This window comes from Rhodocytophaga rosea (assembly GCF_010119975.1).
Lineage (GTDB): Bacteria > Bacteroidota > Bacteroidia > Cytophagales > 172606-1 > Rhodocytophaga > Rhodocytophaga rosea.
This window is the reverse complement of the sequence record NZ_CP048222.1, coordinates 4,581,147-4,606,998: the sequence shown is the minus strand read 5'-3', so window position 1 is coordinate 4,606,998 and position 25,852 is coordinate 4,581,147. Positions and strand designations below refer to the sequence as shown.

The following is a 25,852-nucleotide window of genomic DNA, read 5'->3' as shown; positions in this document are numbered from 1 at the left end:
GGTTTACTCTCTTTTCGGGCTTAACTATAAATTCTTAATGGGTAAGCAGTTCAATAATTGACTGGTGTTGCGGAAATTGCTGTAGTAATTCCTTGCGGTCTGCCATCTCAAAATCAGCAAAATCGAAGCCTGGTGCTACTGTACATCCTACCAACGCATAGATATTTTCTTTTTCCAGTCTTGAACCAAACCAGCAGCCTGCTTTTACCACCGCCTGGAATTGCTCGCCTGCCTCCAGATTATTTCCGAGCCTGATAATTTCCAGCTTCCCGCCGGGATCAATGACATATACCAGCAAAGTGCTTCCTGCATAAAAGTGCCATACTTCATCTGATTTAATTCGGTGCAGGGCTGAAAATTCAGGGTGTTCCAGAAGAAAGTAAATGGCCGTAGAAAAACTACGCCTGCCTCCATATCTTTCCGGCAAATGCGCTGCCTGCACCTCTTCAGGACTGCGGTAGGTTTCTGCAAAATAACCTCCTTCCGGATGGGCTTGTAAATGCAATTTTTCTATCCAGTAGGTAGCGGGCATAAGTGAATGAGCGGATGAGTGATTGAGTGAGTTTAAAGTTAATGCGTACAAAGTAAAATTCAATAGTTAGATGGTTACATGGTGACATTGTTAAATGGTTGGACTACTAAAGAAATTACTCATTCACCCTTAAAAAACGAAAGTAAAATTTTTTTGAAAATTTCTGTAATGTTTTTGAAACCCGGTTGTCTTATTATTGAAAATGGATCTACAAGAGTTCAAAATAAAAGTATACCCGGTTAGGGATAAACTTTTCCGCCTGGCGAAAATGATGCTTCAGAACAGAGAGGAAGCAGAAGATACGCTACAGGAGGTGTTTTTGAAGCTCTGGATGCTCCGGCAAGGCTTACCGGCTTACAACAGCATAGAAGCGCTTGCCATGAAAATGACCAAAAATGCGTGCCTGAATAAATTAAAATCTCAAAAGGTCAAGAAAATGGTAGATGTCAATGAGCTGGAGGTCGATTCAGGATATGAAACACCTTACAAAACGCTGGAACGGCAAGATGATATGAATACCATGTATGCCATTTTCGAGGAGTTACCTCACCAGCAAAAGCTGATCATGCACCTACGCAATGTGGAGGGTTATAGTTTTGAAGAAATTGAACAGATTACCGGCTTAAGCATCAATAATATCCGGGTGATACTTTCCCGGGCCAGGCAACAAGTAAAAGAGAGTTATTTAAAGCTGAACAACTATGAAATTGACTAATATAGAAGACCTCATTCAGAAATATGATCTGGGTGAAACTTCACTTCAGGAAGAACAGGAATTATCTGATTACTTCAACCAGAACCAGGTACCTGTACATTTGCAGCCCTATGCCGCCCAGTTCAGGTTTTTTTCCAGCAAAAAACAAGACAAGTCAGCCGATGAAGCCCTGGACAGGAAAATTTTTGAGACCATCGAAAAAGCCGATGAAACGCCGGTGAAGCAACCGAGGTCTATGTATATCAACTGGGGCCTGGGAATTGCTGCCAGTATTTGTTTCCTCATTATTGGCTTTTTTGGTGGAAGAATGTCGGTACAGCCTGTACTTACAGCAGATACGCATTCCATAACAGAGCTTCAGAATGATGTAAAGGAAATGAAACAGATGGTGATGTTTTCTATGCTCGAAAAACAATCGGCCAGTGAGAGGTTAAAGGCGGTAAGTTATGTAAAAGAATTTACTGAGCCGGATGCAAAAGTAGTGAATGCCTTGCTGAAAACGCTCAATGAAGATGATAACGTAAATGTGCGGTTAGCCGCCGCCCGTGCTTTAGCAGGACTTTCGTCGGTGGGCACCGCTAGAAAAGGATTGGTTAATTCCTTAAACAAACAAACGGACCCTATTGTACAACTTGCCCTGATAGACATTTTCGTAGAGCTGGAAGAAAAACGGGCTGTCCGTCAGATGCAGAGTCTGCTGGAAAATCAAGAAACCCTGGATGTGGTAAAGGAAGAAGCAAAAAAAGGAATCCAGATCCTCATGTAAATCATCATTTTCTCATCATATCATACTGATTTCTTTCTGCCTACAGAAGGCCAGGAAAAGTATTATTCATTCAAAACCTAACATAAAATTTTCATTCGCATCTTTTAACATTTATATCCATGAACAGAACTATTAAATTTCTTTTTGCCCTGATCACCATTAGTATATATAACCTGAATGTACAAGCCCAGAATGTAGCAGTAGGCGCCGGACAGTCAGGGTCATCCGGCCAGGAGTATAAAGTATCATTCAGTAAGCCTTCGCAGCCCGGAAAAGTAAAAATTTATACACTTAATGAGGTTAATATACAAAGCCATAATGGCAAAGAAGTCATTATTACAGCGAGTGGTGTAAGGCCAATTCCCAAACGGGCAGAAGGATTAAAGCCAGTATATAACTCTATGGTTGACAATACCAATATGGGTCTTGCTGTAAAAGAAGTCGATAATACCATCGAAATTAACGGGTTGACCCGCCGGGGAGATACCAAATACAAAATTCTGGTTCCGGCCAATGCCAGCTTACAAATATCAAGCGGCGATAATCATGGAGGTTCGCACATTAATGTAAACAACTTCAGCAACGAAATTGAGATCGATGCCAGGTTTGGCGATGTGGAACTGGAAGATATTACTGGCCCTGCACTGGTACATAGTGTACATGGCAAAATTAATGTAAAATTTGGCAAAGTAAATCCCAAAAATCCCATTTCCATTACCTCTGTACATGGCGATGTAGATGTAACAATGCCTCCCAAAACACCAGCCAATCTGGAATTGAAATCCGGCTACGGTGAGATTTTTACTGACCTTGATATTGCTTTTGATAATAGCAAAGACAACATGCGCCAGATCAGTGGTAATCGCATTACCGGTAAACTCAACGGCGGCGGTGTGGAAATTCACCTGGAATCTACTCATAGCAATATTTATCTGCGGAAGGCAAATTAAATCATAAGGTGAATGAGTAATTGAGTGAATATACTCTTTATTAGTCATTTAACCATTCACTTTTAACCCAATCAATCGCCTTACCACTCAACAATCTTAAACCCCATCCTATGCAAAAGCTGATTCTCTTTATTCTGGCTGGATTACTCTATTTTCCGGCCATTGCTCAGCGTAAATTTGAAAAAACCTATCCCTTGCCTGCCTCCCGGAAAGTAAACCTGAATTTTCAGGAATCAAGCCTGGTAAAAGTAAAAGCCTGGGACAAAAATGAAGTAAGTGTACAGGTTTCAGTCAGTATCAATAATGGCGAAAACGACGATGCTTTCGACCTGAAAGCTGATGCCGATAACAATAGCCTTACTCTGGAAACACTGCTCATGGATCAGGAAAATATCCCCCGTAAAAGCTTTATTACGACTAGAGATGGCGCCAGGTATTTTGTAAAAAGTCCCGACTGGAATAGTAAAGAAGTACAGGAACTTATAGCCATTCACGGCGAAGAGGGAATTTCTTTTGTGGGTTCTAGCATCGTAAGAGATATTTTTATTGAGGTATCCGTACCCAGAAATACAGATTTGTCTGTTTTTTCCAAAAACGGCGATATTGAAATAGGTGCGATTCAGGGGCCACTTCTGGCTAATACTAAAAACGGTGCCGTGGATCTAAGCCTCTCCGGAAATCAGAAAGCAACCCTTGAACTTCGTACCAGGCATGGGGAAATTTATACCAATGTAGCCTTCCAGCAGGACAAAGCAAGTGGTGTGGAAAATGAGCGCAACGACAAATGGAATGTAGTTTCTGGCACCCTCAATGGCGGAGGCACCCTCATCAGCCTCGAATCTAAGAACGGCAGCATCTACCTGCGGAAAGCAAGCCAATGAATTACTGAATTACTGAATTACTGAATTACTGAATTACTGAATTACTGAATTACTGAATTAGTATAATTATTTTTTCTATTCAGACCTTCTGTAAGTCTATAATTCAATAAGTCTTTTATTCACTCACAAAAAATATTCAACCACAATCTAACTTATAATATGAAACTACTCTTTTTTATTCCCATGTTGTGTATGGGCCTATTCAGCCATACCGACTTTCTCTTCTTCCATCAGAGTACAGCAGACGCATCATTTAAGGAATTCAGAATAAAATTCAATAGCAAAAGTGAGCGTAAAGTAGAACTGATGATGGACAAGTGCGATGTTAAAATTACCGGATATGACGGGGATGAAGTGCTCATCGAAGCTATGGGCATGGAAACACCTCCCAAACGGGCTGAAGGTTTAAAACCTCTCTACAATACCGCTGAAGATAATTCCGGCCTGGGCTTGTCGGTGACACAGGAAAATAACACGGTTAAAATTATAAAAGCCACCAGCCACCGGGAAGTAAAATATACCATTAAAGTACCCATAAAAGTATCCTTGCTGTTTGAAGAAGTAAACCACCACGGACGGGATATTACCATCTCAGGGATTGAAGGCGATGTGGAAGTAAAAACCAAAAGCTCAGATATTCACCTGGACAATATCAGTGGATCGGTGGTAGCGAGTAGTATTGGTGGCGATGTTACGGTGGTGTTTGCCAGCCTGAGTCAGCAAAAACCAAGTGCCATCTCGGTAGTGGGCAGTATTGTAGATGTAACCCTGCCAGCTGATACCAAAGCTGATTTTAAAATGAAATCAGTTTCAGGAGAAATTTACACCGATTTTGACTTGGCCGTTAACGATAGCAAAGAAGGCTTACGTAAAGTAGGCGGCGGCCATCACATTGAAGGCAAAGCCAATGGCGGAGGGGTTGCCATGTCTATAGAAACTGTAGGCAGCGATATTTTTATCCGCAAGAAAAAATCATAATCATTCCTCACTCACGCATAACTCACTTATTATGAAACACACTATTCTGCTGGCAATTGCATGCCTGCTATTAGCTCTGGCACCGGCTTCCGGCCAGAAAATCATTGAAAAGAACCTGCCCTATACCAAAGGCCAGAAAGTAGAACTGAACCTGAAGTTCGGCGATAAAATCCAGGTGAATGCCTGGGATAAAAATGAAGTATACATCAAGGCAGAAGTGCTCATCAATAGTGGCAAGTTAAATGATGCACTCATCATGAATTTCACCTCAGATAAGGAAGAAATCTCTGTACTGGCAGATTTTGATAAAGAACTAATCAAGAAGGGCAAAAGAGAAGATTGTCCGCCCAGTGAAGATGGTTCTTTCTGGGGATATCACGATGGCAACAATTATGTATGCAGCGAAATCACGTATCAGATATTCCTACCGAAAGGTGCTGACCTGAAAATAGAAACCATTAGCGCCAATATTGAACTCAAAGACCTCACCGGACCAGTATTTGCCAAATCTATCAGCGGTTTTGTAGATATGAACTGGCCTGCCGGAAAAGGAGCCTCTGTTGCTATGAAATCTATTACCGGTGAGTTATACTCCGACCTGGATATTGCCTATCTCAACAAAAAAGATACTCCCCAGCATGTTGGCTATCTGCTAAAAGGCACCGTGAATGGTGGTGGTCCGGAAGTATATCTGGAATCGATCAGCAATGATATTTATTTGCGCAAAGCAGGAAAACAATAGGAGTATTAAGTAGTGAGTATTAAGTATCAAGATATTTATCACTTTCTATACTGAGTATAAGAACCTGATTATAGTCTTCATAATTAGTACTCAATACTCACTACTTAATACCAGCACTACTTCACATATTTTTTCCCAATCCCAAAACTCACCCCGAAGGTAAGGGTGATGGCTGAGTTTTTAACATCTTGTCCGCCGGTAAAACTTGCAAGTGGAGCACTGGAAATATCAGTCAGCCCATAGGTATAGCGGGCGTCAATCAGAAAACGCATGCTTTCTATCACTGAAAAATTGAGGCCAATACCGCCGGTTATACCAACATCTACCGGATTAATCGCATTACTTATATCCACATCGGGCCGGGCAGTGCCAGATGTTAATTCCCGGTTTGCATCTTTGGCACTCAGTTTAAACCCAAAATCAGGGCCGATAAATAGATTGGGGCGAAAATCACCGTTTTTATTTAAAAAATAACGAGCCAGTACTGGAACCTCTATATAATTAATGCGGCGGTTAAAATTCATTCGCTCGCTACCATAAGCTGCATTTTCAAACTTTGCACCTTTCTGGGAATATAGTGCCTCTACTGAAATTCCGAATGTATTCACTACACTATACGTCAGCATAGCACCTCCCGAAAAGCCTAACTGTATATTATTATTGGCTACATCTCCATTGAAATCAGATATATTTACACCTACTCTGGGAGCAATGCTTAATACCTGTCGCCGCCGGGTTTGCTGGGCGAAACTAAAGGTTTGAATAAACAGCAGGGAAATTACGATAACAGAAACTACTAATTTAGATTGGTTTGTCATGTGCATAGTATATTAAGAGATTTGTTTAATTATAAACGAAAACTGCCTGTTTTACGGCATGCTGCATGGGCATGTTGTAGATTAATTGATTTAATTGTTGATAATTGCTGTTGTAGAAGCGAAAAACCAGATGTAATCCTTTCTGAACTTTCAAATCCACCTTCCGATATCTAAATCCAGATTTATTTTCCCTTTTCTAAAACGCATGCAAAGTATTGAACAAAGATTAGCTCTCAAACTTCTGGAACGTGAAAATGCAGGCAATCTGCGTAAACTTTCAATACCTGCCCATCTGGCAGATTTTTGCTCAAATGATTATTTAGGTTTAGCAGCAAACACTACTTTGCATCAGCAGATTCAGCAGCAATATGCCAATCTTCAACAGGCGCAAAACGGGTCTACCGGTTCCAGACTTATTTCCGGAAACAGTGCTTTTGCTGTAGCGTTGGAAGGAAACCTAGCTGGTATTTTTCAGGCAGAAGCGGCATTGCTGATTAACTCCGGTTATGCAGCTAATACTGCTATTCTTTCTGCCGTTCCACAAAAAAATGATACCATCCTCTATGATGAATATATTCATGCCAGCCTGAAGGAAGGTGCCCGGCTGAGTTTTGCCAACCGGTTTTCGTTCCGCCACAACGATTGTACAGACCTGGAAAAAAAACTCAAAAAAGCGACTGGCGAGATTTTCATCGTAGCCGAATCGGTCTATTCCATGGATGGCGATTTTGCCCCTCTGACAGACTTACTGGATTTGTGCCGTACCTACACTGCCCATCTGATCTGGGACGAAGCACATAGCACCGGCATTTGGGGTGAGAATGGAAGCGGACTTGCTTGCGAAACGAATAGGCATCCGGAGATTTTTGCCCGCATTTATACATTTGGGAAAGCAATGGGCGTACATGGGGCTTGTATTGCCGGCTCCCGTAATTTAATTGATTACCTGATTAATTTTGCTCGTCCGTTTATTTACACTACCGCCTTACCCCTACATAGCCTGGTATCAATTGCTGAGGCTTTTCAATTTGTACAGACCCATGCAGAATTAAGAACAAATATTCACCGGAAGATACAGTTCTTTACAAGTGAATTGAATAAATACCCTGCATTGAAGCAAGCCTGGATTGAAAGCCATAGTCCGATACAGGTAATTAAAATCGGAGGAAACCTGGAAACACGGCAAGTAGCAACTCAACTCCAACAAGCCGGATTTGATGTACGGGCTATTTTATCGCCTACAGTGAAAGAAGGGGAAGAACGCCTGCGTATTTGTTTGCACATATATAATGAAGATACACAGATCAGTAAACTCGTAGAAAAACTGGCTGAAATTTATGTGCAGGTTAAGAAGTAATATGAACTGTCTTTTCCGAAGCATTTATCTGTTTGATGGGAATATTGCTTTGCTTGTATTTTATTCTCTAAAAACTAAATTAGACAGAACAACCTAACAATTATCGTCATGCTGGCTTACATCTTTCTCCAACAAGCTTTAGCAGCAACACCTTCTTCAAGTTCAGGTGGCAATGATCTGGTCATCATCCTGGGATGTCTGCTTGTACTTATAGGAATGGTATATTTGCTCAAATTTGTACTCGAAAAATGTGGAATAGCCAGAAGAAGAAACCTGATTTCCAGCTCACATTTACAGATACCGGAAAATAAAAATCCCTGACATATAGCCAGGGATTTCAAAAACGAATATCTATTTTATCAACTAAACGCTGAACTATTCAGCTATTTAACCATTTAACTCGCATTACTGCCAAATACTTTCTTCAACAAATCAGTTACCCTGGCAGCGGGATCTTTCCTGATTTTTAGTTCTTCATCAGCAACTACAGTAAAAAGCCCTTTTAGTGCTTTATTAGTAGTAAATTTTACCAGGTCAGTTTCTACCTTATTCACAAGCGGAATTCTATTGTATAAGGTAGCCAGTTCTGTCCATTTACGGGTAGCCGTAGTGGCATCTAAAGCTTTTTTAATATGTGGAGAAAAAGCATTGGCCAGTGAGGCAGATGTTTTAGTACGCAGGTAGCCGGTAGCCGCTGTGTCGGCGCCCATCAGGATGTTTTTAGCATCGGTGATGGTCATAGATGTGATGGCGTTTACAAAAATAGGTGCCGCTTCTTTGGCAGCTTGCTCGGCAGCCCGGTTCAGGGTTAGTTCAAATTCATCCACTTTTTTACCAAAACCCATTTCACGCAACTTAGTAGCTACTCTTTGAGCATCTTCTGGAAAGGGAATGCGTAATTTTGTGTTTTTATTAAATCCATCCAGCGCATTTAACTGGGAAGAAGCATTTTTTGCACCCACGCTCAGTGCTTCTTTCAAACCTTTGGCAATATCAGACTCCGACAAAGGAGTTGCTTTGGTAGTTACTGCCTGCTTGATTTTTTTTAAACTGATTTGCCCGAAAGTATGTAAGGAGAACAGGCTTAACAGGGAAAGAATTAATATTTTTTTCATAAGTATGTATCCGAATATAAATGTAAAGTAAAAGGTAAGCTTTATTCTGCTAAAGCCAAAGTAGAGCCATACTCCACCAACGTAATAAATCGGCGTTTTCTGCGTAACTTTAGCCATTATTACTTCCTTTATCTGAACTATTCTGGCAATAGAAAGTTTATGATTCTTTCTTTATGATTTCACCTGTGCTAACCTAGTAAAAAATTAATTAGGGAACAGGATGTATAAAAGTAGAATGTTTCAGCTTAGGAAAAGCCAATGATTTGCCGATAACTTATGCTTTCTTCCAAGTTTACATTTGCCCGTTTACAATACAATTCCGGCGACTGGGATACTGATCAGCGGATGCCTTCTAATCTGCTTCATTCCCTGTTGCAATACACAACCCTGGAAGTAGAAACCCAGGAAAAAGTGGTTCCCTTAAGCAGTAATGAGGTTTTCCGCTATCCATTCTGTTATTTGAGCGGACATAAACTGGTGCAGTTCAGCAGTAAGGAAAAGGAGAATTTTGAAAAATATGTTAACAATGGCGGCTTCGTGTTTGTAGACGATTGCAACCATGACATTGATGGGTTGTTTGCCAAATCATTTGAAGCACAAATGGGTGCTATTTTTGGAAGTAAAGCCCTGCAAAAAATTCCGGCTAATCATTCTGTGTATCATGCATTTTTCAATTTTGAGAAAGGCCCGCCTACCACTTCTTTTGAACTCAATGGCTGGGGCGACGATCTGGTACATGATTATCTGAAAGCCATTACTATTAATAACAAGATGGGTGTATTGTACAGCAATAAAGATTATGGCTGCGAATGGGATTATGATTTCCGCAATAAACGCTGGCTGGCCGAAGACAATACCAAATTTGGTGTAAATATTATCATGTATGCCCTTACTTCCTGAATACCTGCCAAGTAACAGCAGATAGAAACATTTATTATTCTAAAAAATATTTCACAATATTTACTGCAGAACTTGTTACAAAATAGCTTTTTATCGAATTTAACAGCATATACAGGTTAAAAACAATCTCATTTCTTACATAGCCTGTTTTTGAGTTTACTCCATAAACCCTTTAGCTGTGTTAAGATATCTACTACTGCTTTTACTGTCGGCTAGTTATGTACTTTCCGCGTCTGCTCAAAGCGGATGTACTGATCCTCTTGCCAGTAATTACGATCCTGCAGCTAAAGTAAATAATGGAAGTTGTTCTTATCCAACTACAAATACTACCCTTAATAATCCAAAAGATTTATCTACAACTTTAAATGAAAGTTCCGGTTTAGCCTATACAGATGGGAAACTCTGGAGTTTTAATGACAGCGGTAATTCTGCAACACTTTACAGAATCAGTGAAAGCAATGGAAGTATTCTTCAGACTATCACCGTTACTAATGCAACCAATGTGGACTGGGAAGATATCACAGCTGATGCAAACTACTTATATATCGGCGATTTCGGCAATAATATCAATGGCAACCGGACAGACCTAAAAATATACCGGATCAGTAAAGCTGCGCTCGGAAATGCAGCTACCACCAGTGTAATGGCTGATGTAATCAACTTTACCTACAGCGACCAGGACCAGACTAATCTTCCACCTACAGGAAACAATAATACAGAGTTTGATTGCGAAGCTTTTTTTATCAAAGATAACCAGTTCCATCTGTTTTCTAAAGACTGGGTAGGTGCTAATGGTTATTCTACCAAACATTATACATTGCCTGCAATACCGGGTACGTATATAGCTCAAAAGCAAGCAGAATTTCCGGTGAATGGAGCTATTACCGGCGCAGATATTTCTACCACCAACCTCAATGAAGTAGTATTGATCGGCTATGATATAAATAATGGAAGCTTATTTATGTGGCTTTTATTTGATTATACAGGTAATATTTTTTTTTCCGGCAATAAAAGGCAAATTGGCTTGAGTAATGTTGCCAGTTATGGGCAAATTGAAGGCGTAACCTATACAGGCGACCTTACCGGTTATATTTCTTCCGAACGATTCGAACGTACCGTTATTATATTTGGCTTTCCCTTCCAGATAGTTGTTCCAGCCCGCCTGTACTCCTTCTCTACTGCTGGCTGGATTCCTTTGCCTGTTGAGTTGATTAGTTTTACAGCCACCCATACCAATTCATCTATTCAGCTTTCCTGGCAAACAGCTTCTGAAACAGATAATGATTATTTCACTGTGGAACGTTCTGAAAATGGAATAGACTTTCAGGAAATAGGCCAGCAGAAAGGGGAAGGAAACTCAAAAAGTATCCAGAATTATCAATTTACAGATACAGAACCTTTATACGGCATTAATTACTATCGCTTAAAGCAAACCGATCTGGATGGCACATATACTTATTCAGGTATCCGTTCTATAGAAGTAAAATCAGGCAGAAGTAAGATTGATGTAAATCCGGTTCCGGTAAGACAGGGAGAGATGATAACGATTCATTTAAATGGAGCAAGCGTCTCATCCGGAAAATTGATTTTGAGAAGTATGGATGGAAAGATACATCTGGAGCAGGTGGTATCATTTACTAAGAATATCCCTTTTCAGCTCCAAACAGGGCAAATAAAGCCAGGCATGTATATATTACAAATTGATAATACAACGCAGCTTTATACTTCTAAAGTAGTGATCTATTGAGGTATATATTATAGCTTATAAACTAAAAAGAGCTCCTAAGAAGCTCTTTTTTATGATAAAGTTCTTCTTTTGATTACTTAAGAAAGTTCCTTGAATGCCTGGGCAAACAGTTGCATTTGCTCCATGGTACCCATACTCACCCGGCACCATTGCATTTTATTAAACTCCCAGTTACGAATGCCTACTCCCCTTTTCATCATTTCGTCCCGGAATTTTTTACCATCCATTTTCAGCGGGAACATCACGAAATTACCGTAGGAAGGAATATATTCGTATCCCTCATCTTTTAATACGGTGTATAAAAAGTCTTTAGATTCTTTGTTCTTACCTACGGCATAGGTAATATGGTCCATATCCGTAAAGCTGGCTATTGCGCCTTTTACAGAAGTGGCCGTTATGTTCATGCCACCACCGCCATATTTTTCGATCTTCTTTATTGTTTCCGGGAGTGCGATCACATAGCCGATACGCAAGCCGGCAAAGCCATGTACCTTGGAAAAAGTTCTGGCCACAATCACATTCTGCCCTTTCTTAACTGCATTAATCATCGAATTCTTCCTGGAATCAGGAATATAATCAATATAGGCTTCGTCCACAAAGACAGGTTTTTTCTTAGATACCACTTCACAGAAGGAAGCCAGCTTAATAGCAGAAACTATCGTTCCGGTGGGATTATTGGGATTACAGATGTAGACCAGGCTTGTTTTATCCGTCACTCGTTTTTCCATGGCATCCAGGTCATGGGCATAGTCTTTGGTTAAGGGCACTTTTTCCCATTTGGCACCAAAAGTACCTGCTGTTTCCATGAGGTAGGCATACGAAGGATCGGCCGAAACAATACTTCCGCCGTTAGCACCATATAAGTAAGAGCAAGCCATGAGGAGTTCGGAAGAACCAGCTCCCAGCAAAATATGATCTTCACTTACTCCCTCTTCTTTAGCGATCAGGCTGGCAAATTCCCGCAACTGCATAAACGGGTACATATAGCTCTCAGGGAGCGCTTCTACAATTGCTTTTTTTGCTTTTTCAGAAGGACCGAACGGATTTTCATTCGCAAATAGTCTGGCTTTAATGACCGGCATATCAGCAGCTAACCTTGCTTCTGTTTCATAAGCTTTTGCAAACAGCTGCCGGGCAGTAATCATTTCAGCATTCGCTGCATGCCAGCGGCTAGTTCCCATTGTGAGGCCGGCGGCCATTAGGGCACTGGATTTTAACCAGTTTCTTCGATTTACTTGTGATGCCATAGTATATATCAGGTGTTAAGATCAGAATATAGTGTATTGGGTGAATGGGTATCTGTCAATGCTATTTCTTGCTACAAGCTATAGTAAAATTTAGTCATATTTTATTGATAATCAATTGTTTTCAGAGCAAGATATTCGATTAATGAATGTACAAAAAACTATGTATATTCGGAAGATATCCGCAAATATTTATTCGGACAGCAATCCAGAACAGAAAACCTGACAGGCACCAAACCTGTCAGGCAAAATTTCATTGTATTCTTAGCAAACTCAATTAAGCGATTTCTTTAAAGGCTTGTGCAAACATCTGCATTTGCTCCATCGTACCCATACTTACCCGGCACCATTGTTTGTTATCGAATGCCCAGTTGCGGATACTTACCCCCCGCTTAGACATTTCCTCAGTAAACCGTTTTCCATCGATTTGAATCGGGAACAACACAAAATTTGCATAGGAAGGAACATATTCATATCCGGCATCCTTCAGTGTTTTATATAAAAAGGCTTTGGACTCCGCATTCTTTTTAATGGCATAAGCCATATATTCAGTATCCTGGTAACTGGCAATGGCCGCATTCACAGAAGTTGCAGCTATATTCATACCACCAGTATAATATTTTCTCAGTTCAGTCACCGTTTCTGGGAGTGCGATCACATAGCCGATACGCAAGCCGGCAAAACCATGTACTTTCGAGAAAGTTCTGGCCACAATCACATTCTGTCCTTTCTTAACTGCATTAATCATCGAATTCTTCCTGGAATCAGGAATATAATCAATATAGGCTTCGTCCATAAAGACAGGCTTTTTCTTGGATACCACTTCACAGAAGGAAGCCAGTTTAGCAGCAGAAACAATCGTTCCAGTCGGGTTATTGGGATTACAGATGTAGACCAGGCTTGTTTTATCCGTCACCTGTTTTTCCATGGCATCCAGGTCATGGGCATAGTCTTTGGTTAAGGGCACTTTTTCCCAGCCCGAACCATATTGTGTAGCAGCCCGGATCAATGACATATAGGAAGGATCTGCTGAAAGTATAGAACTACCAGGCGCTTTCAGACTATAATTGAGAGCAGCCGCCATCAGGAGCTCCGACGAACCGGCACCCAGTAGAATATGCTCTTCACTCACGCCTTCCTCTTTGGCAATCAGGCTTTTGAAATGCTGCATAGATTCTCTGGGATACATATAGCTATCGCCAATGGCTTCCATCAGCGCTTTGCGGGCTTTTTCAGAGGGGCCAAAGGGGTTTTCGTTAGATGATAAACGGGCTTTGATCACTGGTCTATCCGGAGGAAGCAATATGTTTTCAGGGGCAGCAGCAGTCATATTCCATTTTCCGGTGCCGAAAGTAAGTCCGGCGGCCATGAGTGCTCCGCTTTTCAGCCAGTTACGACGGTTGATTGTAGGTTGCATAGGTTTAAGTTTTGAGATAAATGATTGGTTGAGGTTATTAGTTAATTTTTTTATTTAGAGACGTGTGCTAAACCCAACTCATGTGGATACAGTATGAAACAGGCTAAACTGTGAGCACAAGGCACCCACAGTTTAGAATTAAAGGCTACTCATCTTAATTTTTAGGTATACTTTACACATTTGAAATTGAAATTTATTCTACCACTTGTACCTGTGAACGGCGCACAAAAGCAATCCCCTTATATTCTCCGGACCAATCCAGGTTAATAAGGTTCCCTTTTTTGGGTTCAGTCAGGCCAAGTTCAGCCCAGGTTTTGGTTATAGATACATGGCCTTCTGCATCAGAAGTCACATCAGCGATTTTCAAACCGGTACGGGTCATTAAAGTAATAGACAGATTTGCTACTGGTATGGAGTCAATTCCCACGGCATGGTTCAGAATTCCACTTTTGTCGAGTTCGTATAAGCTTGCTGATAGTAATACCGGCTCACTTAGTTTAGAATCTACTACTGGTACTGCATAGAGTCCGCCACCGGTCAGGTATCCGGCTTTTGCATTTTCAATCACAACCAGTACCGGAGCGGCTACTCTGTCTACAAAGGGATCTTCTTCTTTTTCACAGGCAGTCATCAGGCTAATCATGCCTACTGCCATCAGATATATTATATAGTTGAATCGTTTTTTCATCGTCAGTTCAATTAGTGAATGCTATTTTTCAGGGTTGATATTTTTATTGTTAGCTGAAAGTGGGATTTGTCAATAAGTCCATCTTTCTAACTTCTATGTTTCTATTCTACAAACCAGAGCTTGGTTACCATATCATTGTCGCCGCCATTGAGCGAAACACCCAGTTTCATATTGGCTCCATTGAGCGATTCTTCGGAAGAAGGATAGCGCAGACGGGTTGGCAATACGCCATTGTTATCGAACACCGCTCTGGGGTCACGGGCAGGAAATACAGGTAATCCGGTCCGGCGATATTCTGTCCAGGCTTCCGGGCCCTGGCCAAACAAAGCGATCCATTTCTGCTCCATAACTTTCTCCTTAGTTGCGGCACCAACCGTAGCCAGATAATCAGCAGGCAACGCTAACTCATACTGTTTAAAGGACCCTTCAATGCCTTTCTCAAAATAACCTTGTGCGGTTCCGATGGAAATATCTCCATCAATAGCCGCTTCAGCCAGAATAAATTGCAGTTCTGCATAGGTCATAATTACGCTGGGCGTAGTAGGCTGCATAAAGTAAGAACCTAGTTTAGAAGCTGTACTCAAGTAAGTAGTGGCAATGGCATCTGGTAATCCATTGGGAATACCAGTATATACACCACTTTCGTTGGGCTGCGCAAACACCGTAATACGAGTATCATTCAATGCATTAAGCTTGTCGGCTAAGGTCTGACTGATGCTCCAGTCGGTGCGTCCATCCTGTACCATCACCTGGTGCCATTCGTTATTGCTGGGCAGCACAGCCGTATGTTTCAGGGATGCATTGTCTTCATTGCCAGTGAAGATGGGATACATTGCCGGATCAGATAAAATTTCTGCCATGATTGCTTGAGATTCAGCTGGCTTCTTGGCTGCCTGGCGGTTAGCCAAACGCAGGCGGAGGGAATTGGCAAACTTTTTCCATTTGAGAATATCACCACTGTATAAAATATCTCCGGCAATCGAAGGCCCACCTACCACTAGTTTTTCATTTGCCATTTTCAGGTCGCTGAGTAAACCGGCATATACTTCTTCCTGGGAATCATATACCGGCGAAAACACAGCATCCGTGGCGGTGCCCTTTAGCGACTCTGAATAGGGAATAGCGCCATACGAATCGGTTAGCAGGGAAAATACCCAACTGCGCATCACCAGAGCAACGCCTTCGTAATTGGTGTTGGGTGTAGTGCTTCCTTCACCAGACAAGGTTACAATGCGCTGGAAATTTACCAGACCATCATTGTAAAACCCTTTCCAGTTGTTGGCATGCAATGCCGGCGATATGCTGTAATTATCGCCTTCGTTGGAATAAATATTTCTGGAAAGATATTGCATCCAAAGCATAGCGCCATCTAAATTGAGGCGTTCAAAACGGGTGCGGTGTCCCCAGTAACGGTCTACCGAGGCTTCAATGGCATAAGGCAGGATAAACTGCGGACTTATGGTAGTGGGGTCATTGGGATTGGTATTGATTTCATCGAACTCCTTGGTACAAGAGTTAAAAACCATCAATCCGGCGATTAGAAAAATATATCGAAATAGCTTCATAAAAGGTCTTTGGTTAAATGAAATGGCTGTCATTTATGTGGTGATCAGGCAAATTGCAGCGTGTATTACAAAACTGGTGCTGGAAGAGGAAAGATGAAGGCGGAATTCTGTTTGCATAAGGATGGCTCTCCTTTCTCATCTCTCCTCCCAGACTTTATTTTGGTTAAAAACCTAAGCTCACATTAAAACCAATGCTGCGGGTGCTTGGCAACTCGCCATAGGCAAAGCCTTGTCCATTGGCACCAAAACGGTCTACTTCCGGATCGATGTGAGGCGTGTTTTTAAATAAGATGGCGACATTGCGGCCAACGGCAGATATCTTGGCTGTCTGGATAAAGAGTTTGCTCAGCCAGGCAGAGGGTATCTGGTAACCTAAGGAGAGTTCCCGGAGCTTTACATAACTTCCATCGAAAATACCGGTTTCGTGATAATTCCGGGGATTATTGTAGCCATACAAGCGGTTGGCATCCACAATTATATTGTTAGGCACATATTGGGGAGATTCTGTAGTACCGATATTCATTACACCTGTTCCGATAATACCTTCCTCACGGCCGACAGCGGTTTCTTCATACTGGCCGGTCCAGCGGGCTACCCCAGTACCCAGGTCAAATATATCGCCACCTTTGCGCACATCGATCAGAGCCGAAAGTACAATTCCCTTAAAGCTGAATGTATTTTGTAAACCGCCGGTCCAGTCTGGCTGTATGTTACCCAAAACTTGAGAACTGGTTGCAACAACCGGCAATCCATCTTTATAAACCACCTGACCATCCGGAGAACGTTCGAAGGCAACACCAAATAAGGTTCCATACGGTTGTCCAACGCTGGCAAGTGACTGTAATCCATTCTGGGAAGCAAGCAAATAGGTGGTTAGCCCATCTGCGAGCGCTACTACTTTATTACGGTTGCGGGCAAAATTCACCGATACATCCCAGCTAAAGCTGCCAGGCAATTTGATTGGTGTGGCATTAAGGCTGATTTCTATCCCTTTGTTGACGATCTTTCCTGCATTAATGATGCGTTTATTATAGCCGGAAGCTTTGGAAATTTCCACATCCAGAATCTGATCCTGTGCATCCTGGTTGTAATAGGTTACATCTAAACCTACCCGGTTTTGCAGAAAGCGGAGGTCAACTCCTAACTCAGAACCTGTCATTCTCTCAGGTTTCAACGTCGGATTGGCAATCGTCAGGTTTTCGTAGAATTTAGGAATAGCGCCATTGTAAGAACCTGAAGCAAGAAAGGTTTGTGATAAACGGTAGGGATCAGTATCATTACCCACCTGTGCCCAGCTGGCCCTTAATTTTGCAAAAGACAGCATATTGCTCTGAATATTGAACAAATCAGTAAGGGCCGCAGTAAAGGATACAGAAGGATAGAAATAAGACCTGTCTGCTTTTGGCAAGGTACTGGACCAGTCGTTGCGGCCGGTTACTTCCACAAAAACTGAGTTGCGGAATCCTACCTGGAAGGAGCCAAATAAGCTCTGGGCTTCTCTTTCCTGGATGGTACTTTCTGTTACATTCAGGCTGGGTACAGAATTAGCCAGGTTATACAAGCGGTCTACCACCAGTTCGCCTACGTTTACAAAATTACGTTTGTAGTAATTGGTGCGGTGTAACCCTCCCACCATGGCATTTAAAGAGAACATAGAACTGATGTCTTTATTGAAGCGCAGCATAAAATCGGAATTGGTTTCCTGATAGCGCAGTAGTTCTTCAGAATATCTTCCTGGGGTGCGGTTGCCATTACGTACCCTGTCGAAATTAATTATGTTGGTGCGGGTATCTGTGGAATAATCTGTACCGGTACGCAGCATCAGGCTCAGATAATCGGTAAATTTGTATTGTAAGGCTATAATTCCTAACAGTCTGTCTTTTTCGTTGGAATAAGGCAGCATTTCCTGTAAAAAATAGGGATTGGTAAAATATGTGTGTTGCCAGTTGGGTGGGTCATTATCAGCAGGTTTTCCAGCTACGGCTCTTTGGATGTGAACGCCTGTGTAGCTGCGCCAGTCTTTTACCTGATCCCAGTTGGTATGGCGGTGCGACCAGATAAATTCCTGCCCGTTGGTATAACTGCGGTTATCTGAACCAGATTTGGCATATTCTGCCGACATGGTAATGCTCAGTTTAGGTGTGAAATTATAGCCGGTATTTAAGCGGATATTATTGCGTTTGAAATCGTTGGAGGCCATAATCCCGGTCTGGTCCATACGGCCTAGTGAGAGGCGGAAATTACCTTTGTTGTTGGAGCCGGAAATCGCAATGTTATTGGTAAAAGTACGGCCGGTTTCCCAGAACTGTTCCCAGTTATCGGGCTGAGGAGTTAGGGGTGCTACTTCAGTACCTGTCCACCACTGGCGTACCAGGCGGCCATCCATTGGGCCTCCCCAGCTTTCATCGGTTCCTTCTGTACCGGTAAGTGGCGCAGTTGTTCCATAGGCACTTTGGTATTGGTCTATTTGCAGCGGATCGCTGATCACTCCGCTCCAGCCATCGTTATACCAGGTGCGGTATCCATTGCCTCCGCCATACATATCCTGAAAATCAGGTTTTACCAGCGGACGCTCAAAAGTCATATTGGAGTTGATTTCTACACCAATCCCTTTTTGTCCGGAACCATTTTTAGTTGTGATCAGAATTACTCCATTGTATCCTCTGGAACCATAGAGCGCACTGGCACTTGGGCCTTTCAATACAGAAATCTCTTTAATGTTATCAGGACTGATTTCTGTTAACACGGAACCCAGTTGTTTGCTGCCAGATTGTTCGGTAGGTACGCCATCTATGACAATTAAAGGCTGATTGTTGCCATTTACGGAGCCTGCTCCCCGGATTTGCACGGTAGATCCACTACCAGGACCACCATTGCTGGTCACCCGCACACCGGCTACCCTGCCGGAAAGACTATTGGCCAGGTTGGAAGAACGGGATTCTACAATATCTGCCCCTTTTACTTCCTGTACAGCATAACCAAGGGCTTTTTTCTCCCTTTCGATACCAAATGCAGTTACTACGATTTCAGTCAGCGTTTTTACATCTGATGTCATTTGTACATCTATAGTAGTCTGGTTTCCTACTTCAATTTCTTCAGTGGTTAGACCAATAAAACTAAATACCAGGATAGCTTTTGCATCAGGTACCGTAATCGAGTACATACCAGTACCATCTGTAACTGTACCACTGGTTGTGCCTTTTATAGTGATGTTCACACCAGGTACTATACTTCCATCCTCCTGGGCTGACACTTTGCCCGAAATTTTCTGTTGCGCCTGCGCAGCGCCGGAATATAGGAAGATGGAAAAAATAATAAGTAGTAATTTATATTCTCTCATAAGGTAAAGGTTCATGGTTAATAAAAGGAGGCTACTCAATCGGGCTACATTGAATTTTGGGCAATATCTTTCCTGCCTGCCGGAAAACTCATCTCCGGCACATGATCTTGCTCTTGTATCGACAAAAAGCTAGCTGGCACAGGCAATACAGTTAATGTAACCGGCACAAATCAGGTATCATTAGCCTGGTTCTGTTTTTAGAAGACAGGTTAATATCTGTTTGTGCGGCACTTAAAAGCGCTGCCAGGCGAAATACAATAAAATAAGTCAGGTATTCTTTTACTCTTTACATTGTGTGCGTATGCGGTGGACAGGCCTATCAAAAGATATTTCCTGTAGAAGCAAAGCACAGATACTAAATGTGTTTGGGGTTTAGTTACACATGATTCAAAAACTATCGTAAGATAATATCGCAGGATAGTTTAGTAAGGAGTAATAAAACTATTAATAGAAAGATATTAATGATAAAGTAGCCTTGACAATAATATATGTTTTAAATCAAAAATCAAAATTTTAATTTTACTTTTTTCATTTTTTAACAAATAATATTCTGTAATATTTATATTATTCAAATTTTAATAACATATCAGAAAAAAGTTAAATATGATCTTATAATTGTACTAAGCATATAAAAGCCAAGCAAGTATTGTGAAGAATAAGTAGTAGCTGTAATTTTCAGAATTGTAATTCCTGAGCAGTAAGAAAAAGCAAATAACAGTATCTTATTATAGGAAGCTTTTTAACATTGAGATAGTTGTTTATCAATAGGTAAGCTACAAAGATGAAATGTAAATCGTGAAGTGATTAAATGCCCACTTATTGAAACATTTATCTATAATAATTCAAAATCTTTCTTTATTACTGTCTATTCCATGCCTCAATTATTACAGATGATGGCTTCTATATGACAAATCAAGCACTAGCCCCAAAAGTGTTCAGATATATTACATAAGGTTTATAATAGACCATTTAGGATTGCCTGTATTTTATTGAAAAAATACATTTGAAGCATTTTATTTCTGGTACATGTCCAAACTACTCTTCTATACACTCATCCTTTGGCTCTTTTGTATAAATATTGCTTCTTCCCAGATACCCCCTCTCACCCCGTCTTCCCGGTATGTAATTCCTAATTCAGATAACTTATTAGAAAATATCAAAAAGACACACGAAATAAAAAAGCGTAATCTACCAGTATCTAACCGGCAAGCATTTGAAAAAATATACCAGCAACACTTTGATACACTGACTTTTCACCTTAATAATGGGCACTATTTATTTGATGATAAGATTTACCCCTACTACAAGCAAATAGCAGATCATATTATCAGCACAAACCCTATGCTCGCTGACCATAAAGTGCATTTGTTGATCAGCCGCAGAGCAGACCCCAATGCAAGCAGTATGGGTTATAGTATTATAAACCTTCATATTGGGCTCTCCCGTCGCTTTGAAAATGAGAGTCAGGCAGCCTTTGTTCTTTGCCATGAACTAGCTCACCATTATTTGAATCATATTGACCAGAGTATCGCACAGTATGTAGAAAGCATCTATGGCAGGCCTACCCAACAACAACTAAAGAAAATAGCACGAAGTGATAACCAGAAAGTGCGCAAGGGAATAGACCTGCTTCGACATACGGTTTATGCTATGAACAATAATAGCCGTTCGCATGAAAGAGAAGCCGATTCTTTGGCCTTATTATTTATGAAGAACACAGTGTACGATGAAAAAGAGGCTTTAACTGCACTTGCATTATTGGATAGTGTGGACAGAGAAAAATACAGATATGAGTTGCCACTCAAGCAAGCTTTTGATTCTCCGGAATATCCATTTAAAGATTACTGGCTAAAGCCTTCTCAACTGATGCAAATAGAAGATAAGGAAGCGTACTGGAACGAAGATTCATTAAAAACCCATCCCGATTGCACAGACCGGATAAAAGCCTTAGCAACACAAATCAATGATAGAAATAATAAAAAGCAATTTGTGCAACCTCCACAACATTTTCAGGAGATGGTGAGCCAAAGTGATATTGAGCTGATTGAACGGGAATTATACTTTCGAAGGTATGGCAGGTGCTTGTATGAAAGCCTTCTCTTGCTCAGCCAGCAGCCTCACAATCAATATTTACAGGCAACTATCGGACAATGCTTGTATGGAATATACCAGGCACAGAAAAATCATCAGCTCAGTAAGTATGTTGACCTGCCGGCACCCAGAGATTCTAAAGAATACCGCCAGTTACTGGACTTTTTGCATAATCTGCGGCTAAAGGAAATAGCGCAGATAGGGTATTATTTTCTTAAGCACAATTATACAAGTGAGGTTTCAGAAGATTTTTTATATGCTTTTGCTGCTTTAAGTAAAGTAATGGAAGTCCCTGAACAGTTCTCCAACTTAAAAAACGATTACCTGCTGAAATACCCCCAGGGCAGGTTTGTACAACAAATAAAACAACTCTAACTATTTTAATTTCAATACAAATTTATGATTAAATCTACAGTTCGTTTGCTGTTATGCATACTCATGTGTGCTGTATGTACCAGATCTTTTGCCCAGCAGAAGTCGTTTAGTAATGTGCTTACCATACAATTGCGCAATATGGGGGCTATTTACAATAAGAATCAGGTTTCCGGCTACTATATGTTTTACAAAGTGGATAGGGTGAATGGAAAAACAAATTCCTATTTACTGCGCATCCTCGACCAGAACCTGAATGAGGTAAGTGAAAGTAAAATTGAGGAATCGAAGTACTTTTACCTGATGGAAGCTGCTTATAATGATGAGTCATTAATGTTTAAGTTTTATGATGCCAAGGAGAAAACCATCAGCTTTTATCAGTACGATAATAAAAGTCAGCTCAAAAATAAATCAAGCCGGAAATTAGAGTCTAAAATGGAGGTCTATACTTATAATTCACAGGCTGAAAGGGAAGAAAGCGATGGTACTTTTTTATTTGCTATTCCAGGCCAGGGTTTTGTAGATTATGGCATGAAGAAAGATGGTAAGCTGGGTTATGCCATTACTTTTTATCCGGAAAATAAGACCCAGAAAGGATGGACTTATGAATCTGCCAGCAATAGCAAAGAAGTAGAGAATGCTGGGTATGTGGTAGCCAGCAAAAATCTGCTTATCTCTTCCGTGATTCGAAGAAATAATCTGTTAAGTCAGAATTTTGAAGCATACCTGCTGGGGATTGATATTAATACTGGTAAAAAGTTATTTGAGAAAAAAGTAGAAGATAAGCAGTACGAACTCAGTTTCATTAACGCTACGATAGATGAAAACTCAGGCAATGTAGCCTTACTCGGTCAATATTATAAAAAGAATGACAATGTAGTAAAAGATAAGAGTTTAGGACTCTGCTCCTATGTACTGAGTTCAGATGGAAATATCATCACTAAAAATTATGCGTCCTGGCTCACAGATGTGAGAAAGTTTTTGCCGGTGAATGCACAAGGCAAAATGGAGGATGTAGGCTATTTGTACTTTCACAAAATTATAAAAACGGCAGACGGCAGGTATATAGCGGTTGGAGAGCAATATAGAAAAGCTGCCAGCGCTGCAGGTATAGCCCTTACCGTTTTGGGTGGATCAAGTGCTGGTGTAACAAAAATGGTGATAGAAGATTTAGTGGTATTAGAATTTAACCAGCAGTTTAAGCTCGAAAATGTTAAAATATTCGATAAAAGTAAAACCAACGTTGAACTACCTGCCGCCTATGATTTTGCCGGTCCGCAGATAACGGCTTACTATTTAAAGGCTTTAGGACATTTCGACTACTCTTTCAGCCAGCAAAATGAGGATGCTACTACATTTTCGGTAGGCTATGTAGATTATGAGAAGAAGAAAGGAGAAAAAAATGGATTGGTGTTTGGTGCGATCACCTATGCTGAAAAAGAATATGCTACAGATAAGCTCAGTTTAGAAACAGATGCTAGTTCTTTACGGGTTATACCAGCAAAGCCTGGGTTTATCCTGATCACGGAGTATTTCAGGAAAGCTAAAAAACTGGATATGCGCCTGGAAAAAATCAATTATTGATTTCAGTGTTCAGTATTTGAACAGCCTACATGATTCAGTAAAGAAAGTTTGAAAGGACGAGTGTGCAACAGTTTCAACGCTGGAAAGAATCATGTAGGCAATTTTCATTGTTTGAGGGTAAATTTAACTTATATAAGCATCCACCTCTGACATATTAAATCTGGTGATTTCAAAACCCAGCCATTCAATTTTACTTACCAGTAGACACTCCTACTACATTCTGTCTTGCCCGTTTGTGAATGGATTCCACCGCCAGCCAGGCGGATTCAAAAGCACCGGCCATCCAGGCGTTAAGGTACGAAACATGGTCGCCTGCAAAATAGATTGGGCCATCTGGTTTGAGTAAGGCCGGGTAATACTTCTGACGGACTTCTGTAGAATACGCTGCCCAGGCTCCCTGGCTGTATTTAATTTTTTGCCAGGCCAGAGAAAATGAATTTTCAAATTCTTTGGTATACTGCGGATGAATTTTGCCGCCTTGTTCAAGCGCCATTTTTTCCCGGTCGGCCAGAGAAAGATTGCCAGTCCGTTCGGCCGTTCGGCCAAAATTATAATATCCAACTAATACGCCTTTTGCCAACATATATCCGGAAGATGGATAGACAATTTGCGTAATGTCCATATTGGTACGGCTGATGCCTCCAAAAATAGCATCGTCTTCTTCCCAGAAGCGCCTTTTAAACTGTAACCCGATTTTGCAGCTATTATTGTAAGGAATAGAATCTATCGCCCGAAGTATATCCGGCGAAAAATCGGTTTCCATGGTACTCATCACCGTTAGCGGTAGGGTACAAATACAGAAATCAGCCACAATTTCCTTTGGCTTGTTATCAGTTCCCATGGCTACAATACGCACGCCATTTCCGGATTTGCGTATTTCTTTTACCTCTGCTTTATATTGAATGCTCTTCCCTACTTTTTTCTCGAATGCTTTTGTGATCTGATCCATTCCGCCTACGGGAGTGAGCATAGTAGTTTGTTGTTCGTAAGTATATTCGGGAATATTGTAAAAATACGGATCTACTAAACCAGATTGTATTAAGGCAATCAAACTGGGAATATCGCTGGGCTGACCGGGTTTGTCGCCCCCTCCCGGTGGAGTAGTATAGCCTCTTCTGGACGAACCTTTGTACAAATGGCTAGTATCTAAGCCTCCTTCTGCAACCAGGTATTCCACTACTTTTTGCTTTTCTTCTTCGGTAATAGGCAGATCGAGGGCTTTCTGGTCGAGGGCTTTGGCGAGCAGTTCAGAAGTATACCCCCTCATGTCATTGTGTAATTCCCGCTGGCGAATACGTTTATTAGAGAGCGGCCCTTTGCCTTCACTATATAGATATGCCGCTTCATTGATATTATTGAAGTTTTCCAGAGGTACACCCAGTTCCCGGCAATAATTAATGACAGAAGTATGGTGGTGAGGAATCCGGGTGGCACCGGCGTTAAAATACTGTCCTTCATCGAAACTGCATACCTGTTCCGGGCTATCCATCTCGCTTTCCCGCATGCCTTTTCGGATGGTCCATATGCGGCCGCCAGGCCTGGAACGGGCTTCCAGAATCGTGCACTGGTAACCTAATTTACTGAGTTCATAAGCAGCAGACAGTCCGGCCAGTCCGGCCCCCAGAATCACCACATGTTTTTTTTCCTCAACTTTTCCTTCTGCCTGTAACGCACGTGCCGGAGAGGCTGGGATCATGCCCAGCGCTGTCATGGCAGCATAGCCAGAACCTGTAATCAGCGATACCCTGTTAATAAATTCACGCCGGGTAAGATTCTTCATGGATTTAAGCAGTTTAGGAATAATAGAATTGAAAACTAATAAATGTAATTCAGCATGAATTTTAGAATTTTATTCTACACATGCAAAAATTTATTCCATAAAATTTTATTTTATAACTATTTTACCAAATTATTATATATTGCCTAGATATATTACTTACTGTTATTACATAAAGGAAATTAACTCCGGTTGAACAGAGTCTATATTTTGCCAATAGAAAAAAATGCCTCAATCCTAACAATAATTAATACCATTGCCGGGCTGAAGCAT

The 25,852-nt window shown here is 41.2% G+C and carries 21 protein-coding genes; 12 read left to right on the top strand and 9 right to left on the bottom strand.

Annotated elements, in window-relative coordinates; translation table 11 throughout:
* Positions 1–34: 34 nt before the first annotated feature.
* A complete protein-coding gene (locus tag GXP67_RS19090) occupies positions 35–532 on the bottom strand; it encodes a cupin domain-containing protein (protein ID WP_162444606.1) in 498 nt (165 codons plus the stop codon).
* Positions 533–734: 202 nt separating this feature from the next.
* On the opposite strand from GXP67_RS19090, the gene GXP67_RS19085 reads away from it, so the two are divergent.
* The 6 genes from GXP67_RS19085 to GXP67_RS19060 all read left to right on the top strand — a co-directional run bounded on the left by GXP67_RS19085 (position 735) and on the right by GXP67_RS19060 (position 5,564).
* Positions 735–1,247, top strand: a complete 513-nt coding sequence (locus tag GXP67_RS19085; RefSeq protein WP_162444605.1) for a GFO_1088 family ECF-type sigma factor — start codon at positions 735–737, stop codon at positions 1,245–1,247.
* The gene (locus tag GXP67_RS19080; protein ID WP_162444604.1) at positions 1,234–2,013 is read left to right on the top strand and encodes a PG0215 family putative anti-sigma factor; all 780 of its coding nucleotides are present in this window, start codon (positions 1,234–1,236) and stop codon (positions 2,011–2,013) included. The genes GXP67_RS19085 and GXP67_RS19080 overlap by 14 nt, the downstream gene beginning before the upstream one ends.
* A gap of 119 nt (positions 2,014–2,132) precedes the next feature.
* Positions 2,133–2,963 carry a DUF4097 family beta strand repeat-containing protein gene (locus GXP67_RS19075; protein ID WP_162444603.1) on the top strand — a complete coding sequence of 277 codons (831 nt, stop codon included), beginning with the start codon at positions 2,133–2,135 and terminating at the stop codon, positions 2,961–2,963.
* Between the two features lie 110 nt (positions 2,964–3,073).
* Positions 3,074–3,844 (top strand): DUF4097 family beta strand repeat-containing protein, encoded by a 771-nt coding sequence (locus tag GXP67_RS19070; protein ID WP_162444602.1) that lies wholly within the window; start codon positions 3,074–3,076, stop codon positions 3,842–3,844.
* Between the two features lie 159 nt (positions 3,845–4,003).
* Positions 4,004–4,822 (top strand): DUF4097 family beta strand repeat-containing protein, encoded by an 819-nt coding sequence (locus GXP67_RS19065; protein ID WP_232064502.1) that lies wholly within the window; start codon positions 4,004–4,006, stop codon positions 4,820–4,822.
* Positions 4,823–4,853: 31 nt separating this feature from the next.
* On the top strand, positions 4,854–5,564 hold the full coding sequence (locus GXP67_RS19060; RefSeq protein WP_162444601.1) for a DUF4097 family beta strand repeat-containing protein: 711 nt from the start codon (positions 4,854–4,856) through the stop codon (positions 5,562–5,564).
* 116 nt (positions 5,565–5,680) lie between these two features.
* Here the strand turns inward: GXP67_RS19060 and GXP67_RS19055 are convergent, their stop codons facing one another.
* Positions 5,681–6,382, bottom strand: a complete 702-nt coding sequence (locus tag GXP67_RS19055) for a porin family protein (protein WP_162444600.1) — start codon at positions 6,380–6,382, stop codon at positions 5,681–5,683.
* A 205-nt stretch (positions 6,383–6,587) separates the two neighbouring features.
* On the opposite strand from GXP67_RS19055, the gene GXP67_RS19050 reads away from it, so the two are divergent.
* Both GXP67_RS19050 and GXP67_RS19045 read left to right on the top strand, forming a co-directional pair.
* Entirely contained in the window at positions 6,588–7,739 is a 1,152-nt protein-coding gene (locus tag GXP67_RS19050) for an aminotransferase class I/II-fold pyridoxal phosphate-dependent enzyme (RefSeq protein ID WP_162444599.1), read from the top strand.
* Between the two features lie 108 nt (positions 7,740–7,847).
* A complete protein-coding gene (locus tag GXP67_RS19045) occupies positions 7,848–8,060 on the top strand; it encodes a hypothetical protein (protein WP_162444598.1) in 213 nt (70 codons plus the stop codon).
* A 74-nt stretch (positions 8,061–8,134) separates the two neighbouring features.
* Here GXP67_RS19045 and GXP67_RS19040 read toward each other — a convergent pair whose 3' ends face one another.
* Positions 8,135–8,854 carry a DUF4197 domain-containing protein gene (locus GXP67_RS19040; protein WP_197901537.1) on the bottom strand — a complete coding sequence of 240 codons (720 nt, stop codon included), beginning with the start codon at positions 8,852–8,854 and terminating at the stop codon, positions 8,135–8,137.
* 276 nt (positions 8,855–9,130) lie between these two features.
* Here GXP67_RS19040 and GXP67_RS19035 point away from each other — a divergent pair, with 276 nt between their 5' ends.
* Together GXP67_RS19035 and GXP67_RS19030 are read left to right on the top strand one after the other, a co-directional pair.
* Positions 9,131–9,754 (top strand): DUF4159 domain-containing protein, encoded by a 624-nt coding sequence (locus GXP67_RS19035; RefSeq protein ID WP_162444597.1) that lies wholly within the window; start codon positions 9,131–9,133, stop codon positions 9,752–9,754.
* 178 nt (positions 9,755–9,932) lie between these two features.
* On the top strand, positions 9,933–11,501 hold the full coding sequence (locus GXP67_RS19030) for a T9SS type A sorting domain-containing protein (protein WP_162444596.1): 1,569 nt from the start codon (positions 9,933–9,935) through the stop codon (positions 11,499–11,501).
* Between the two features lie 77 nt (positions 11,502–11,578).
* On the opposite strand, the gene GXP67_RS19025 is transcribed toward GXP67_RS19030, so the two are convergent.
* From GXP67_RS19025 to GXP67_RS19005, 5 genes are all read right to left on the bottom strand, one after another.
* The gene (locus GXP67_RS19025; RefSeq protein WP_162444595.1) at positions 11,579–12,748 is read right to left on the bottom strand and encodes a pyridoxal phosphate-dependent aminotransferase; all 1,170 of its coding nucleotides are present in this window, start codon (positions 12,746–12,748) and stop codon (positions 11,579–11,581) included.
* Between the two features lie 274 nt (positions 12,749–13,022).
* Positions 13,023–14,162 carry a pyridoxal phosphate-dependent aminotransferase gene (locus GXP67_RS19020; RefSeq protein ID WP_162444594.1) on the bottom strand — a complete coding sequence of 380 codons (1,140 nt, stop codon included), beginning with the start codon at positions 14,160–14,162 and terminating at the stop codon, positions 13,023–13,025.
* A 193-nt stretch (positions 14,163–14,355) separates the two neighbouring features.
* On the bottom strand, positions 14,356–14,850 hold the full coding sequence (locus GXP67_RS19015; RefSeq protein WP_162444593.1) for a hypothetical protein: 495 nt from the start codon (positions 14,848–14,850) through the stop codon (positions 14,356–14,358).
* Positions 14,851–14,951: 101 nt separating this feature from the next.
* The gene (locus GXP67_RS19010; protein ID WP_162444592.1) at positions 14,952–16,415 is read right to left on the bottom strand and encodes a SusD/RagB family nutrient-binding outer membrane lipoprotein; all 1,464 of its coding nucleotides are present in this window, start codon (positions 16,413–16,415) and stop codon (positions 14,952–14,954) included.
* A 163-nt stretch (positions 16,416–16,578) separates the two neighbouring features.
* The gene (locus GXP67_RS19005) at positions 16,579–19,755 is read right to left on the bottom strand and encodes a SusC/RagA family TonB-linked outer membrane protein (RefSeq protein ID WP_162444591.1); all 3,177 of its coding nucleotides are present in this window, start codon (positions 19,753–19,755) and stop codon (positions 16,579–16,581) included.
* 1,026 nt (positions 19,756–20,781) lie between these two features.
* Here GXP67_RS19005 and GXP67_RS19000 point away from each other — a divergent pair.
* Both GXP67_RS19000 and GXP67_RS18995 read left to right on the top strand, forming a co-directional pair.
* Positions 20,782–22,221, top strand: coding sequence for a M48 family metalloprotease (locus GXP67_RS19000; protein ID WP_162444590.1), 1,440 nt, complete (start codon positions 20,782–20,784; stop codon positions 22,219–22,221).
* A 24-nt stretch (positions 22,222–22,245) separates the two neighbouring features.
* Positions 22,246–23,802 (top strand): DUF6770 family protein, encoded by a 1,557-nt coding sequence (locus tag GXP67_RS18995; RefSeq protein WP_162444589.1) that lies wholly within the window; start codon positions 22,246–22,248, stop codon positions 23,800–23,802.
* 190 nt (positions 23,803–23,992) lie between these two features.
* On the opposite strand, the gene GXP67_RS18990 is transcribed toward GXP67_RS18995, so the two are convergent.
* Positions 23,993–25,582, bottom strand: a complete 1,590-nt coding sequence (locus tag GXP67_RS18990) for a flavin monoamine oxidase family protein (protein ID WP_162444588.1) — start codon at positions 25,580–25,582, stop codon at positions 23,993–23,995.
* Positions 25,583–25,852 lie beyond the last annotated feature (270 nt).

What these genes read in the sequence shown, in the direction of transcription:
- GXP67_RS19090 (WP_162444606.1), bottom strand. Translation starts at nt 532, where the DNA reads ATGCCCGCTACCTACTGGATAGAAAAATTGCATTTACAAGCCCATCCG.
- GXP67_RS19085 (WP_162444605.1), top strand. Translation starts at nt 735, where the DNA reads ATGGATCTACAAGAGTTCAAAATAAAAGTATACCCGGTTAGGGATAAA.
- GXP67_RS19080 (WP_162444604.1), top strand. Translation starts at nt 1,234, where the DNA reads ATGAAATTGACTAATATAGAAGACCTCATTCAGAAATATGATCTGGGT.
- GXP67_RS19075 (WP_162444603.1), top strand. Translation starts at nt 2,133, where the DNA reads ATGAACAGAACTATTAAATTTCTTTTTGCCCTGATCACCATTAGTATA.
- GXP67_RS19070 (WP_162444602.1), top strand. Translation starts at nt 3,074, where the DNA reads ATGCAAAAGCTGATTCTCTTTATTCTGGCTGGATTACTCTATTTTCCG.
- GXP67_RS19065 (WP_232064502.1), top strand. Translation starts at nt 4,004, where the DNA reads ATGAAACTACTCTTTTTTATTCCCATGTTGTGTATGGGCCTATTCAGC.
- GXP67_RS19060 (WP_162444601.1), top strand. Translation starts at nt 4,854, where the DNA reads ATGAAACACACTATTCTGCTGGCAATTGCATGCCTGCTATTAGCTCTG.
- GXP67_RS19055 (WP_162444600.1), bottom strand. Translation starts at nt 6,382, where the DNA reads ATGACAAACCAATCTAAATTAGTAGTTTCTGTTATCGTAATTTCCCTG.
- GXP67_RS19050 (WP_162444599.1), top strand. Translation starts at nt 6,588, where the DNA reads ATGCAAAGTATTGAACAAAGATTAGCTCTCAAACTTCTGGAACGTGAA.
- GXP67_RS19045 (WP_162444598.1), top strand. Translation starts at nt 7,848, where the DNA reads ATGCTGGCTTACATCTTTCTCCAACAAGCTTTAGCAGCAACACCTTCT.
- GXP67_RS19040 (WP_197901537.1), bottom strand. Translation starts at nt 8,854, where the DNA reads ATGAAAAAAATATTAATTCTTTCCCTGTTAAGCCTGTTCTCCTTACAT.
- GXP67_RS19035 (WP_162444597.1), top strand. Translation starts at nt 9,131, where the DNA reads ATGCTTTCTTCCAAGTTTACATTTGCCCGTTTACAATACAATTCCGGC.
- GXP67_RS19025 (WP_162444595.1), bottom strand. Translation starts at nt 12,748, where the DNA reads ATGGCATCACAAGTAAATCGAAGAAACTGGTTAAAATCCAGTGCCCTA.
- GXP67_RS19020 (WP_162444594.1), bottom strand. Translation starts at nt 14,162, where the DNA reads ATGCAACCTACAATCAACCGTCGTAACTGGCTGAAAAGCGGAGCACTC.
- GXP67_RS19015 (WP_162444593.1), bottom strand. Translation starts at nt 14,850, where the DNA reads ATGAAAAAACGATTCAACTATATAATATATCTGATGGCAGTAGGCATG.
- GXP67_RS19010 (WP_162444592.1), bottom strand. Translation starts at nt 16,415, where the DNA reads ATGAAGCTATTTCGATATATTTTTCTAATCGCCGGATTGATGGTTTTT.
- GXP67_RS19005 (WP_162444591.1), bottom strand. Translation starts at nt 19,755, where the DNA reads ATGAGAGAATATAAATTACTACTTATTATTTTTTCCATCTTCCTATAT.
- GXP67_RS19000 (WP_162444590.1), top strand. Translation starts at nt 20,782, where the DNA reads ATGTCCAAACTACTCTTCTATACACTCATCCTTTGGCTCTTTTGTATA.
- GXP67_RS18995 (WP_162444589.1), top strand. Translation starts at nt 22,246, where the DNA reads ATGATTAAATCTACAGTTCGTTTGCTGTTATGCATACTCATGTGTGCT.
- GXP67_RS18990 (WP_162444588.1), bottom strand. Translation starts at nt 25,582, where the DNA reads ATGAAGAATCTTACCCGGCGTGAATTTATTAACAGGGTATCGCTGATT.